Below are 13,435 nucleotides of genomic sequence, written 5' to 3'. Positions count from 1 at the left end.
GATCGGTGACGTCATGAGCGAAGTGGAAGCAGAGGACGTCGTCCGCGAGCTGCCGAACCTGGTCGACACCTCCCGCGTCCGGGAGATGCCCACCACGGCCCGCGGCGTGCGCACGCGCGCCGCCCTGGTCGCCACCGCCCGGAGCGTGTTCGAGCGGGACGGGTTCATCAACTCGCGCCTCGCCGACATCACCGCCGGGGCGAACTGCTCGATCGGCACGTTCTACACCTACTTCGACAGCAAGGAGGAGATCTTCACCGCTGTCATGCAGGCGGCGGCCGACGACATGCTCCACCCCGGGCTGCCGCGGGTGGACGACGACCTCAGCAACGTGGCGGCGATCCTCGACGCCAGCAACCGGGCGTACGTCGAGGCGTACAAGCGCAACGCCAAGCTGAACCTGCTGCTCGAGCAGGTCGCGACGATCGACCCGAACTTCCGCCAGCTGCGCCTCGAGCGTGCCAAGGCGTTCGCCGAGCGCAACGCGCGGTGGATCAAGCGGCTCCAGGACGCGGGCTACGCCAACCCCGAGCTCGATCCCTACATGACGGCGCGGGCGCTCTCGCCCATCCTCGGACGCCTGGCGTACCACGTGTACGCCCTCGAGGAGCCGGGCATGAGCGACGACGCGATCGTCCAGACCGCGACGCGGGTCTGGCTCGACGCGCTCGGTGTCCCGCTCGACGGCTCCAAGCGAGCCTGACGCGGCTCAGTCGAATCCGACGCTCAGTCGGATCCCACGCTCAGTCGAATCCGACGAACCTGGCGACGTCGTCCACCGACTCGCGCGCCGAGCGCACGTGGTTGGCGGCGAAGTCCTCGTCGGGGTAGCCCAGCGCGACGGCCGTGAAGATCACGTGGTCGTCGGGGATGCCGGCCTCGCGGCGCACCGCGGCGCCCTGCATGATGCCCTGGCTGTTGATGACGGTGCCCAGTCCGCGCGACCACGCCGACAGCACGAGCGCGTGGACGACGGCGCCGAGGTCGAAGTGCGCGATGGGGCTCACGGCCTCGAGGCTGCGATCGTGCGCGATGACGATCGACACGGGCGCGTCGAACTGACGGAACCCCCGCATCGTCCAGTCGAGGCGGGCCTCCTGGTCCTCGCGGGCGATCCCCATGGCGCCGAAGAGGCGCTTGGCGATGTCGACCTGGCGGTCGCGGTGCACGCCCTCGTAGCGCTCGGCTACGGTCACGTCGCGCTGGATCGGGGCGCCGGCCAGCATGAGCCGCGTGTTCTCCTCGCGGATGCGGTCGAGGACATCGCCGGTCAGGACGTGGAACTTCCACGGCTGGGTGTTCATCGACGACGGCGAGAGGACGGCCTCCGCGAGGATCTCGCGGATGACCTCGCGGGGCACGGGGTCGGGACGGTAGCCGCGGATGCTGCGCCGGCTGCGCAGCAGCTCGCCCAGCGAGGCGTCCGTTCCGGCGCCGGTGCTGCCCTCCAGGAGGGACGAGGGCGCGCGGGTGGCCGAGGCCGCTTCGGAAGTCATAGGTGAAATCATATTCGGTTTCAGGTTAGTGTGGCGCGAGACAGTGACGCAGGTCACACGAGAGGATCCCCCCACATGACGACGATCAACGCAGCAGGCACGACTTTCCATGTCGAGGACACCGGGGAGGACGACCTTCCCGTGGTGGTCTGCCTCCACTCGCTCTTCCTCGACCACCGCATGTTCGACGGGCTGGTGGAGGCCGGCCGTGGCCGGTTCCGGTTCGTCCGTCCGGAGTTCCGCGGCCAGGGCGCGAGCGCGCCGGCGGAGTCCGACGAGGTCACGATGGAACAGGCCGCGGGCGACACGGCCGCCGTGATGGACGCGCTCGGCCTGCAGGACTCCCTCGTGGTGGCGTCGTCCATGGGCGGCGACGTCGCGGCCCGGCTGGCCGCCTACCGGCCCGACCTGGTGCGGGCGCTCGTCTTCGTCGGCTCGTCCGTCCGCGGCGAGCCCGCCGAGAAGGTCGAGGAGTACGTGGCGTTCGCGACGAACGCCGCGCAGCAGGGCTTCGCCGACGACCGGCTGGAGTTCCTCCAGCAGGTCATGCTCGGCCGGTCGACGCTGGCGGACCCGCAGAAGAAGGACGTCGTGGACCTGTGGTCGGGGCGGATGAGCGAGCTCCCGCCCGAGCTGCTGCCCGCGATGGTGGGGGTCATGCGGCGCAAGGACGCCACACCGCTGCTGCCCTCGATCGGCGTCCCGGCCCTCGTGGTATCGGGCGAGGAGTGCCCCGTGCGGCCGCCGGACTGGGCCGCCGAGCTGGCCGACGGCCTGCCCGACTCCGAGTTGGTCATGGTGCCGCGGTGCGGGCACAGCCCACTGCTCGAGGCGCCCGACACGGTGGAGCCGAAGGTGCTGGACTTCCTCGCCGCCCACGCCTGACGCACGACGGCGCCGGAGCGATCTCTCGCTCCGGCGCCGTTCGCGGGGGTCGGTCAGGCGACCTTGAGGACCAGCTTGCCGGTGTTGCGACCCTCGAAGAGGCCGAGCAGCGTCTCGCCGAACTTCTCGACGCCACCCTCCACGACCGTCTCGCGGGCGACGAGCTTGCCCGAGGAGATCAGCTCGGACATGTCGGCGATGGCCGCCGCGTCCTTCTCCGGGTAGTCGAACACGAGGAAGCCCTGCATCTTCGCGCGGAAGACCAGGAGCGACATGTAGCGCTTCGGGCCGGGCGCCAACTTCTCGTCGTTGTAGGTCGAGACGGCGCCGCAGATGATCACGCGGGCACCGTGGCGCAGGTTCGCCAGCGCGGCGTCGAGGATGTCGCCACCGACGTTGTCGAAGAAGATGTCGATGCCCTTGGGGGCGATCTCGCGCAGGCGCTTGAGCACGTTCTCGTTCTTGTAGTCGATCGCCTCGTCGAAGCCGATCTCCTTGAGCCACGCGCACTTCTCGGCGCCACCGGCAATGCCGATCACGGTGCAGCCCTTGGCCTTGGCCAGCTGGCCGGCCACGCTGCCGACCGCGCCCGCGGCGGCGGAGATGACGACGATGTCGCCCTCCTTCATCTCGCCGACCTCGTGGAGGCCGTGGTAGGCGGTGAGGCCGGGCATGCCCAGGGCACCGAGCCACGTGGCGGGACCCACCTGCGAGGTGTCGATCTTCTGGACGCCGTCGCCGTTGCTGATGGCGTACTCGGTGACGCCGAAGGTGCCGGTGACGGCGTCGCCCTCCGCGAAGTCGGGGTGGTTCGACTCGACGACCGTGCCGGTGCCGGCCGCGCGCATGACCTCACCGATCTGGACGGGAGGCACGTAGGAGCGCACGTCGTTCAGCCAGCCGCGCATCGCGGGGTCGAGCGAGATGTGGTCGATCTTCACCAGGAACTCGCCGTCCGCGGGTGCGGGGAGGTCGACCTCCTCGGTCGCCCAGGTGCTGTCGTCGGGCAGTCCCGAGGGACGCTGGGCGAGGGTGGTGCGCTTGGTGGTGGTCATGCTTCACGACCGTACTCGGTCGCACGGACGGGGCCCATGGGAGTGGAGATAGCAGGCGTTGCGCAGCGTCGCAGCGCGGAGGAGGCGGCCATCGGAAATTCCTCTCGAAAGACAGTTGAAACCGGACTCAAATTCAGTACGCTGTGATCCTAGGGGTGTGACACAAGCCACATCAACTGATCATCCAAGGAGTGCGCATGGCGACTGTCCAGACCGTCAAGGGTCCGATCGACAGCTCTGAGCTGGGCCGGACCCTGGTCCACGAACACGTCTTCGTCCTGGGCGAGGAGTTCCGCATCAACTACGCCGGGGACTGGGACGAGGACCAGAAGGTCGCCGATGCCGTGCGTGACCTCAACGACCTCAAGTCGGCGGGGATCGACACGATCTTCGATCCCACCGTGCTCGGCCTGGGCCGGTACATCCCGCGCATCCAGAAGGTCGCCGCTCAGACCGACCTCAACATCGTCGTGGCGACCGGCCTCTACACCTACAACGACCTCCCGCACCAGTTCGAGCACCGCGGCCCCGGCCTGCTGTTCGACCAGCCGGAGCCCCTCGTCGAGATGTTCCTCAAGGACATCAACGAGGGCATCGCCTACACGGGCGTGAAGGCGGCGTTCCTCAAGTGCGTCATCGAGGAGCCGGGCCTGACGCCGGGCGTCGAGCGCGTCATGCGTGCCGTCGGGCAGACCAGCTCGCAGACCGGCGCCCCCGTCACGGTGCACACCAACCCGCACACCCGCTCGGGCCTCGTGGCCCAGAAGGTCCTGGGGGAGGAGGGCGTCGATCCCAGCAAGATCGTGCTCGGCCACTCCGGTGACTCCGACGACGTCGACTACCTGTCCGAGCTGGCCGAGAACGGCTCGCTGCTGGGCATGGACCGCTTCGGCCTGGACGTCTACCTGTCCACCGAGAAGCGCGTCGACACGATCGTCGAGCTGGTGCGCCGCGGCTACGTCGAGAAGATCACGCTCGCCCACGACGCGTCGTGCTACATCGACTACTTCAAGCCCGAGGACAAGGTCGCGATGCAGCCGAACTGGAACTTCCGGCACATCCCCGACGACGTCGTGCCGATGCTGCTGGAGAAGGGCCTCAGCGAGGACGACGTCGACACGATGCTGGTGAAGAACCCGCGCCGCTACTTCGAGTGATCCTCCCACTCGGATCGGCAGGGCCCCGGCGACGAGCCGGGGCCCTGCTGTGCGGGGGAGTCGAGGGTCACGTCGTCACGATGGGGCCTCCGGGGCGCCCGGCTGCTAGGCTCGAAAGGTGAACGCGCCCTTCGCGCGCCGTTCCGGCCCGACGATGTAGCGCGGAAATCGCGTCCCTGGCAAGCGGGCACCCTTCAGTGATTGAGACCCCTTGACCCAGATTGACCGCAGCCCTGCGCTGCCCACGTTCAACGACTTCAACCTCCCCGACGGCCTCGTGCGCAAGCTCGCACAGCAGGAGATCGTCAACCCCAGCCCCATCCAGCAGGCCGTCCTCCCGGCCGCACTCGAGGGCCGCAACGTCCTCGGCCGCGCCCGTACGGGCTCGGGCAAGACGCTCGCGTTCGGCCTGCCCGTGCTGGCTCGCCTCGCCGGCCGCACGAGCCGCCCCAAGGCGCCGCGCGCGCTGATCCTGCTGCCCACCCGTGAGCTCGCGATCCAGGTGCACACCGCCCTGCTGCCGCTGGCGCAGAAGATGGGCCTGAAGCACACCACCGTCTACGGCGGCGTGCCGATCAACAAGCAGATCAATGCGCTCAAGGGCGGCATCGACATCGTCATCGCCACCCCGGGACGCCTCACCGACCTGCTCGACCGTCGCTGCCTGACGCTCGACGGCATCGAGATCACCGTCCTCGACGAGGCCGACCACCTGTGCGACCTCGGCTTCTTCAAGCCGATCGACGCGCTGCTCGCCCGCACCCCGGCGAACAGCCAGCGCCTGCTGCTCTCGGCCACGCTCGACGGCGACGTCGACAAGCTGGTGCGCCGTCACCTGCCCCAGCACGCGCTGTTCGAGGTGGACTCGACCGACGACAACGTCGAGACGATGGAGCACCACGTGCTCGTCACCGAGGCCACCGAGAAGACCCGCACCGCGTACGACCTGCTCAGCGTGAACCCGCGCAGCATCGTCTTCACGCGCACCCGCCGCGGCGCCACGCGCCTGGCGAAGCAGCTCACGCAGAAGGGCGTCTCCGCGGTCGACATGCACGGCGACCTCTCGCAGCGCAACCGTGAGCGGAACCTGGCCCAGTTCACCCGTGGCGAGGCCACCGTCATCGTCGCCACCGACGTCGCCGCCCGCGGCATCCACGTCGACGGCATCGGCCTGGTCGTGCACTACGACGCGCCCGCCGAGCACAAGGCGTACCTCCACCGCTCGGGCCGCACCGCCCGCGCCGGCGAGTCGGGCTCGGTCGTCACGATGACCACCCCGGACGCGCTCAAGGAGGTCATGACCCTCCAGCGCAAGGCGGGCGTGACCGCTCGTCACCACTACGCGTCCTCGGCCCCGTCGCCGATGACCGTGGCGTCGCTGACGACCGCGGGCACCGAGGCGCCCGAGCTGCCGGCCGACGGACGCTCGCGCTCCGGCTCCGGCCAGGGTCGCGGCGGTCGCGGACGCGGTCAGGGCGCCGGTGGCCAGGGCCGTGGTGGTCAGGGTCGCGGTGGCCAGGGCCGTGGCGCCCAGGGTCGCGGCGGGCCGGGCGGACGCCCGCAGGGCTCGCGCAGCCCCGGTCGTCGCCGTGACGGTGCGCCCACGAGCGCGCCCACCAGCTCGCGGAGCAACTGACCTCCGACGCACGACATCCCCGAGGGCCCCGGCATCGCGCCGGGGCCCTCGTGTCATGTCCTGGTCAGACCGGTGCGACCTCGGCGAGGTGACGCTCGAGGACCTCGTTGACCGCCTCGGGGTTCTCCAGCGCGTGCACGTGGCCGGTGTGCTCCATGCGGATCAGCTGCGCGTGCGGCACGCCGGCGACGATCTGCTCGGACTTCTCGGGCGGGTAGGTCGCGTCCTCCGTTCCGGCCACCACGACCAGGGGGACGTGGATGTCGCCCAGCTCGTCGAGCACGCCGGGGCGGTGGGCGATGTTCCAGGCGGCGTCGGCGTACTCCGGGCCCCTGCTCAGCAGGAGCTCGCGCACACCGGCCAGGACGTCGGCCCGGGACGGGTCGGTCAGCGTGGTGGTGCCCATCATGAACTGCAGCACGCCGTCGAGCACCGGCTCCATCCCGTGCTCGGCCAGGACCTCGATCAGCTGGTCCATCTGGTCGGCCTGCTCCTCCACGTCCGCCGAGGTGCCCATCACGACGGCCGACCTCAGCAGGTCGCCGTGGCGGGCGGCCAGGCGCAGGCCGATGAAGCCGCCCATCGAGTTCCCGACGAAGACGACGGGGGCCAGGTCCAGCGCGTCGATCAGGGCCACGACGTCGGCGGTGTGGGTGTCGTAGTCGAGCTGCTCACGCGGCGCGCGGGCACTGCGTCCCTGTCCCCGGTGGTCGTAGCGGACCACGCGGTAGCGGTCGGCGAAGCGGTCCGCCTGCGCCTGGAACATCCGCGCGTCGAAGAACATCGAGGCGCTCATGAGCAGGGCCGGCGCGTCGCGTGGGCCCTCGTCCTCGTAGTGCAGGGTCGTGCCGTTGAGATCGATCGTGGGCATGGGGGGACTCCCGTCATTTCCTGAAATTGAACTCACCTTAACGGAATGTGGCGTGGCTCACATTTGCCTCTTGACAGGACGTGTCGGTGTCACGCATCGTGAGGGCACCAACTATCCGCACAAGGTGTGCAGATACCTTGGATCGGCCCGTCATCGGGGGGCAAGCCGCTGCGTTTGGACGAGCTCGTCCCAACGGTTCGATCCAGACCGTCGAAGGAGACGAGCATGAAACTGTCCAGACTGATCGCGATGGCATTCGCCGGCGCGGCCCTCACCGTCGGCGCCGCGACCCAGCCGGTCGTCGCCGCCGACAACCCGTACGAGCGGGGGCCGGCCCCGACGAACAGCAGCATCGAGGCGACCCGCGGCCCGTACGCGGTGAGCTCCAAGACGATCTCGTCGTTCTCGGCGCGCGGCTTCGGTGGTGGCACGATCTACTACCCGACCTCCACGGCCGACGGCACGTTCGGCGTGATCGCGGTGTCGCCGGGCTACACGGCGGCGCAGTCGACGATCTCGTGGCTGGGCCCGCGGATCGCCTCGCAGGGCTTCGTCGTCATCACGATCGACACCAACAGCCGGTTCGACCAGCCGGGCTCGCGCGGCACGCAGCTGCTCGCGGCGCTCGACCAGACGATCGCCGACACGACCGTCCGCAGCCGCATCGACGCCTCGCGGCAGGCCGTGATCGGTCACTCGATGGGTGGCGGTGGAACGCTCGAGGCCGCCAAGACGCGTCGCTCCCTCGAGGCGACGATCGGCCTGACGCCGTGGAACCTCGACAAGTCGTGGCCCGAGGTCGAGGCCGCCTCGCTCGAGATCGGTGCGCAGAACGACACGGTGGCGCCCCCCGGATCGCACGCCATCCCGTTCTACAACTCGCTGACGAACGCCGAGCGGCGCTCGTACCTGGAGCTGCGTGGCGCGAGCCACTTCGCTCCGAACACCAGCAACACGACGATCGCGAAGTACTCGATCGCCTGGCTCAAGCGCTACGTCGACAACGACACGCGCTACGAGCAGTTCATCAGCCCCGGGCCGAGTCCGTCGCTGACGAACGGCATCTCGGACTACCGCATCAACTGACCGAGAACCTCGGGGCCGGCCTTCGGGCCGGCCCCGAGGCACGTCAGGAGTTGCGGAGGGAGTCGATCAGCTCGGACTTCTTCTGGCTGGAGTAGCCGGTCAGGCCGATCTCCTTGGCGCGCTTGCGCAGGTCGGCGACGGTCCAGTCCTCGTAGGCCGGCGACTTCCCGCCGCGCTTGCCGACGGTCTTCTTGCCGTCTCGGGCCGCGGCGTTCGAGATGCGCGCCGCCTTCGACTTCGAGGCGCCGTCGTCGCGGAGCTCCTCGTAGAGGTCGGGATTCTTCAGGCTCGCCGGTGCCTTCTTCTTCGGTGCCATGGGATCTCCTCTCGATCCCACGACACCATGAACCGCGCGCTCTCGCGACCGGACGGCCTCAGTGCTCGAGCAGGTCCCGGGCGAGCGCGCCCACCTGGTCGTGCTCGATGAGGAAGCCGTCGTGCCCGTGCGGCGAGCGCACCACGGCGAGCGGCTCGGCCGTGGGGATGAGGTCGGCCAGCTCCTGCTGCTGGTATGGCGGGTACAGCCGGTCGGAGTCGATCGCGGCGACGACGGTGCGTGCCGTGACCCGGCCGAGGGCCGCCTCGAGGCCACCGCGGTCGCGCCCCACGTCGTGGCTGTTCATGGCGTCGCCGAGGGCGATGTACGACCACGCGTCGAAGCGCTTGACCAGCTTGTCGCCGTGGTGCTGCAGGTACGACTGCACCGCGAAGCGGCCGTCGGACTGCACCGTGCGACCGAACCGCTCCGCCAGCTCAGCCTCGCTGCGGTAGGTCGTGTGGGCGATCCGCCGCGCCAGCTCGAGGCCCGCCTCCGGGCCCGCGGCGCGGATGATGTCGGCCTGCGTGGACGTCCAGGCGATCTGCTCGGCCGACGCGTAGGCCGACGAGGCGAGCAGGAAGAGGCGCTCCACGCGCTCGGGGTGCGTGACGGCCCACTCGACCGCGCGCATCCCGCCCGCCGAGCCGCCGATCACGGCGTGCCAGCGGTCGATGCCGAGGTGGTCGGCCAGCATCGCCTCGGCGGCCACCTGGTCGCGCACGGTGATGGCGGGGAAGCGGTTGCCCCAGGCGCGCCCGTCGGGGCCGGCGGAGGCCGGGCCGGTGGTGCCCTTGCAGCCGCCCAGGATGTTGGCGGCGACGACGAAGAACCGGTCGGTGTCGATGCCCAGGCCGGGGCCGACGACCTCGTTCCACCAGCCGTCGGGGCCGGCGACGATCGAGTCTCCGGTGAGGGCGTGCAGCACGAGCACGGCGTTGTCGCCGGTGAACTCCCCCCACGTGTCGTACGCGACCTCCAGACGCGGGAGGACCTCACCCCCTTCGAGGGTGAGGTCTCCCAGCGGTTGAACGGTGGTCACGGCTTACTTGGCCGCCCGGAACCCGGCGTCGAGGTCGGCGAGGATGTCGTCGATGCCCTCGATGCCGACCGCGAGACGGACGAGTCCGGGGGTGACGCCGGTGGCGGCGTGCTCCTCGGGCGTGCCCTGCGAGTGGGTGGTGCTCGCCGGGTGGATCGCCAGCGAGCGGACGTCGCCGATGTTCGCGACGTGGCTGAACAGCTCCAGCGCGTCGATGAAGCGGCGGCCGGCGTCGACGCCTCCGGGCAGCTCGAACGTGAGCACCGCGCCCGAGCCGCGGGGCGTGTACTTGTCGGCCAGCTCCTTGTAGGGGTTGCCGTCGAGCGACGCCCAGGTGACCTTCGCGACGTCCTCGCGCGCCTGGAGCCACTCGGCCACCTTGCGGGTGTTCTCGATGTGGCGCTCGAGGCGCAGGCTCAGGGTCTCGAGGCCCTGGGCGATGAGGAACGCGTTGAAGGGGGAGACGGCCGGGCCGACGTTGCGCAGGTACTGCACCCGCAGCTTGGCGATGTACGCCGCCGGGCCGAGGGCCTCGCTGAAGACCAGGCCGTGGTAGCTCGCGTCGGGGGTGGTGAAGCCCGGGAACTTGTCGCCGTGGGCGGCGTAGTCGAACGTGCCGCCGTCGATCACGACGCCCGCGATCGCGGTGCCGTGGCCGCCGATGTACTTCGTGGCCGAGTGGACCACGGTGTCGGCGCCGTGCTTGAGCGGGTTCAGCAGGTACGGCGTGGCGACGGTGTTGTCGACGATGAACGGGACGCCGACCTCCTTCGCGACCGCGCTGATGGCCTCGAGGTCGAGGATGTCGCCCTTCGGGTTGCCGATGGTCTCGCCGAAGAACACCTTCGTGTTCTCGCGAGCCGCGGCACGCCATGCGTCGGGGTTGTTGCTGTCCTCGACGAACGTGACCTCGATGCCGAGCTTGGGGAACGTGTGGCGCAGCAGCGAATCGGTGCCGCCGTAGAGGCTGGCCGACGCGACGATGTGGTCGCCGGCCTCGGCCACGTTGGTGAGCGCGCCGGTGGTGGCGGCCTGGCCCGAGGCCACGAGCAGCGCACCCACGCCGCCCTCGAGCGCGGCGAGGCGCTGCTCGACGACGTCCTGCGTCGGGTTCATGATGCGCGTGTAGATGTTGCCCGGCTCGGCGAGGGCGAACAGGTCTGCGGCGTGCTGGGTGTCCCGGAACTGGTACGAGGTCGTCTGGTAGATCGGCAGCGCGCGCGCACCCGTGGCGGGGTCGGGCGTCTGGCCGGCGTGGATCTGCTTGGTCTCGAACGACCAGTGCTCGCTCATGGGTGCTCCTTCAGCATCGGGTGTCAGTGCGAGCCTGTCACCGTTCGGCGGGTCCTTCCGGCCGTCTCACCATGCGAGAGTCACGTCCGGGATCAGGACATGTTGAAGGGCTGCGCCGTCGATTCGAGCACCGAGAGCCACAGGTCGCCGTCGGGATTGACGTTCTGCGTGTTCTTGACGACCACCGAGATCGGCACGTGGGCGAAGCGGTGCCGGGGGCGGCCGATCACCATGTCGGTGCGGCCGGCCATCGCGGCGTGGACGGCGGCCTGGGCCAGCCGGGTGCAGTAGACCGAGTCGGCGGCGTCGGCCGGCACCGAGCGGATCATGTAGCCGGGGTCGAAGTACCGCAGCGTGAGCGGCTCGTCGTGGTCCTTGAAGTCGCGGGCGATCTGGGCGCGCAGGAAGCCCGCGAAGTCGCCCAGCACGGTGTTGCCGCTGGCGTCGGTGCGACGGCTGGCGGGGATGAGGTGCTGCCCTGCCCCCTCGGCCAGCACGATGACGGCGCTGCCGCGCTCCTTCACACGCTTTCGCAATGTGGCGAGCAGACCGTTCTCGCCCTGGAGGTTGAACGGCACCTCGGGGATCAGCACGAAGTCGGCGTCGTGGTTGGCCAGGGCGGCGTAGCAGGCGATGAACCCGGCGGCCCGGCCCATGACCTTGACGACGCCGACGCCGCCGATGGCCGCCTCGACCTCGACGCGGGCGCCCTTGATCGACTCGGCGGCCTTCGCGTAGGCCGTCTGGAAGCCGAAGCTGGTGCCGATCAGGGGGATGTCGTTGTCGATCGTCTTCGGGACCCCGACGACCGCGATCGGCAGCTGGCGCGCCAGGGCCTCTTCGGCGATCGCGTGGGCGCCGCGCATGGAGCCGTCGCCGCCGATGACGAAGAGGATGTCGATCTCGCGGTGCACGAGGTTGTCGACGATCTGCGGGATGTTCTGGCTGCCGCGGGACGAGCCGAGCACGGTGCCGCCACGGTCGGTGATGGTCTCGACGAAGGCCGGCGTCAGGGTGATGGGGTCGGGCGCCTTGCCCGGGACGAGGCCGGCGTAGCCGTTCTTGAACCCGGTGATGTCGGTGACGCCGTAGTGCTCGAACAGCTCGAGGACGATCGCGCGGATCACGTCGTTGAGGCCGGGGCACAGGCCGCCGCACGTGACGATGCCGACCTTGGTCTTCTTGGGGTCGAAGAAGATCTTGCGGCGCGGCCCGCCGGGCTCGAACGAGGGGACCTCGGTCAACGGGGTGTCGCCGCGCGCCGAGAGCAGGGAGATCGTGTCGTCGATGAGGACTCGGTCGGTCTCGGCGACGTAGTAGGCGTTGGTGGCGCGAGCCGCGACATAGTCGGACAGCGGCGAGTCGTACCTGCACTCGCCGAGGGTGCGAACCTGCAGTTCCTCGAGCGTCACCACGGTGACAGGCTATCGGAGCGCGTGCCCCCGCTGACAGGACGCGGAGAACCGGCCGGTCGATAAACTCGGGGCGTGGACACACCGCCGGACCCTCGACGCGGACGCCGCCGCCCGATGCGGGCGGTGCACACCGCCGCGGTCCTGCACGACGCCCCCACCCCGCTGGCCCGCATGATCGGGCGCGGAGCGCGGATGACGGTCAAGCCGCTGCTGCGCCTAGCGCCGGTCGACGAGCGCACGATGCGCCGCCTCCAGCGCTTCTCCTCGGTGGTGAACCGCGGCGCGTCCGAGGACATCACGGTCGAGATCGGCGACATCGGCGGCGTTCCCGGTGAGGTGATGACGCCTGGCGACGGGCCCACCACCGGGCTGCACCTCCTCTACCTCCACGGCGGCGGATTCTTCACCGGCAGCGTGCACTCGTACCGCTCGATGCTCGAGGAAATCGTGCGCGCCACCGGCGGGACGGTCTACGCGATCGACTACCGCCAGCTGCCGGTGGGCGGCATCGCCGACTCGGTCCAGGACGCCATCGCGGCCTACGAGGACGTGGTGGGCCGGGCGCCCGACGCGGGCAAGGTCGTCGTCGCGGGCGACTCCGCCGGCGGCTATCTGACCATGAAGGTGGCCGAGCTGGCCACGCGTCGCGGCCTGCCAGCCCCGGCCGCCCTGATCGCGTTCTCGCCGCTGCTGAGCCTCGAGCCCGACCGCCAGGACAAGAACGTCATGCGCGTCGACAGGGTGCGCGAGGCCGTGCTGCCGATCGCGCGCGTCGCGGCGCTGCGCCGGCTCTGGCTCCCCGAGGGCGACATCATCGAGGGCTTCGCCGACCCGCTCCACGCCAGCGCCTACATCCACTCGCCCACGCACCTCGTGGCCGTCGAGGACGAGTTCCTGCGGCCAGAGGTGGAGGCGTTCGCGCTCCTGCTCGACGACAAGGGCGTCGAAGTCGACGTGCACCTGTGGCGCGGACAGGTGCACGCCTTCCCGATCATGGCCGGGCACCTGCCCGACGCCGACCTCGCGATCGAGCTCGCCGCGGAGTTCGCTCTGCGTCACATCGGCGAGCCGCCCGCCGTCGAGGTCGAGGACGCCGACGCGCGTCCCGAGACCCTCGAGGGCGAGATGGCCTGACGGTTTCCCCGGTTAACCGGGGAAACCGTCACTTCGCGAGGTTCGCGAA

The 13,435-nt window shown here is 70.1% G+C and carries 13 protein-coding genes; 6 read left to right on the top strand and 7 right to left on the bottom strand.

The window, feature by feature from the left end:
- The first annotated feature begins 13 nt into the window (after nt 1-13).
- The gene (locus B2363_RS12215) at nt 14-703 is read left to right on the top strand and encodes a TetR/AcrR family transcriptional regulator (protein WP_286930570.1); all 690 of its coding nucleotides are present in this window, start codon (nt 14-16) and stop codon (nt 701-703) included.
- Between the two features lie 40 nt (nt 704-743).
- Here the strand turns inward: B2363_RS12215 and B2363_RS12210 are convergent, their stop codons facing one another.
- Nucleotides 744-1,496: a nitroreductase gene (locus B2363_RS12210; protein ID WP_286930569.1), complete on the bottom strand. Its 753-nt coding sequence runs from the start codon at nt 1,494-1,496 to the stop codon at nt 744-746.
- A gap of 75 nt (nt 1,497-1,571) precedes the next feature.
- Between B2363_RS12210 and B2363_RS12205 the strand changes: the two genes are divergently transcribed.
- Nucleotides 1,572-2,381: an alpha/beta fold hydrolase gene (locus B2363_RS12205; RefSeq protein ID WP_181753813.1), complete on the top strand. Its 810-nt coding sequence runs from the start codon at nt 1,572-1,574 to the stop codon at nt 2,379-2,381.
- Nucleotides 2,382-2,434: 53 nt separating this feature from the next.
- Here B2363_RS12205 and B2363_RS12200 read toward each other — a convergent pair whose 3' ends face one another.
- A complete protein-coding gene (locus tag B2363_RS12200) occupies nt 2,435-3,436 on the bottom strand; it encodes an NADP-dependent oxidoreductase (RefSeq protein WP_181753815.1) in 1,002 nt (333 codons plus the stop codon).
- A gap of 197 nt (nt 3,437-3,633) precedes the next feature.
- Between B2363_RS12200 and B2363_RS12195 the strand changes: the two genes are divergently transcribed.
- Nucleotides 3,634-4,593, top strand: a complete 960-nt coding sequence (locus B2363_RS12195; protein ID WP_286930568.1) for a phosphotriesterase family protein — start codon at nt 3,634-3,636, stop codon at nt 4,591-4,593.
- Between the two features lie 211 nt (nt 4,594-4,804).
- Nucleotides 4,805-6,229, top strand: a complete 1,425-nt coding sequence (locus tag B2363_RS12190; protein ID WP_286930567.1) for a DEAD/DEAH box helicase — start codon at nt 4,805-4,807, stop codon at nt 6,227-6,229.
- A gap of 64 nt (nt 6,230-6,293) precedes the next feature.
- Here B2363_RS12190 and B2363_RS12185 read toward each other — a convergent pair whose 3' ends face one another.
- Nucleotides 6,294-7,100: an alpha/beta fold hydrolase gene (locus tag B2363_RS12185; RefSeq protein WP_286930566.1), complete on the bottom strand. Its 807-nt coding sequence runs from the start codon at nt 7,098-7,100 to the stop codon at nt 6,294-6,296.
- Nucleotides 7,101-7,325: 225 nt separating this feature from the next.
- On the opposite strand from B2363_RS12185, the gene B2363_RS12180 reads away from it, so the two are divergent.
- The gene (locus B2363_RS12180) at nt 7,326-8,186 is read left to right on the top strand and encodes an alpha/beta hydrolase (RefSeq protein WP_181753820.1); all 861 of its coding nucleotides are present in this window, start codon (nt 7,326-7,328) and stop codon (nt 8,184-8,186) included.
- Between the two features lie 43 nt (nt 8,187-8,229).
- Here B2363_RS12180 and B2363_RS12175 read toward each other — a convergent pair whose 3' ends face one another.
- The 4 genes from B2363_RS12175 to B2363_RS12160 all read right to left on the bottom strand — a co-directional run bounded on the left by B2363_RS12175 (nt 8,230) and on the right by B2363_RS12160 (nt 12,252).
- Nucleotides 8,230-8,502 (bottom strand): DUF7218 family protein, encoded by a 273-nt coding sequence (locus B2363_RS12175; protein WP_286930565.1) that lies wholly within the window; start codon nt 8,500-8,502, stop codon nt 8,230-8,232.
- 58 nt (nt 8,503-8,560) lie between these two features.
- Nucleotides 8,561-9,544: a homoserine O-acetyltransferase MetX gene (metX, locus tag B2363_RS12170; RefSeq protein WP_286930563.1), complete on the bottom strand. Its 984-nt coding sequence runs from the start codon at nt 9,542-9,544 to the stop codon at nt 8,561-8,563.
- Between the two features lie 3 nt (nt 9,545-9,547).
- The gene (locus tag B2363_RS12165; protein WP_286930562.1) at nt 9,548-10,837 is read right to left on the bottom strand and encodes a bifunctional o-acetylhomoserine/o-acetylserine sulfhydrylase; all 1,290 of its coding nucleotides are present in this window, start codon (nt 10,835-10,837) and stop codon (nt 9,548-9,550) included.
- 92 nt (nt 10,838-10,929) lie between these two features.
- A complete protein-coding gene (locus tag B2363_RS12160; RefSeq protein WP_286930561.1) occupies nt 10,930-12,252 on the bottom strand; it encodes an ATP-dependent 6-phosphofructokinase in 1,323 nt (440 codons plus the stop codon).
- 72 nt (nt 12,253-12,324) lie between these two features.
- On the opposite strand from B2363_RS12160, the gene B2363_RS12155 reads away from it, so the two are divergent.
- Nucleotides 12,325-13,386 carry an alpha/beta hydrolase gene (locus B2363_RS12155; RefSeq protein ID WP_286930560.1) on the top strand — a complete coding sequence of 354 codons (1,062 nt, stop codon included), beginning with the start codon at nt 12,325-12,327 and terminating at the stop codon, nt 13,384-13,386.
- The last annotated feature ends 49 nt before the right edge of the window (nt 13,387-13,435 follow it).

Source organism: Aeromicrobium sp. UBA7512, from assembly GCF_002476985.1.
In the GTDB taxonomy this organism is placed as follows: Bacteria; Actinomycetota; Actinomycetes; order Propionibacteriales; family Nocardioidaceae; genus Aeromicrobium; species Aeromicrobium phoceense.
This window is presented reverse-complemented; position numbering and strand designations above follow the sequence as displayed.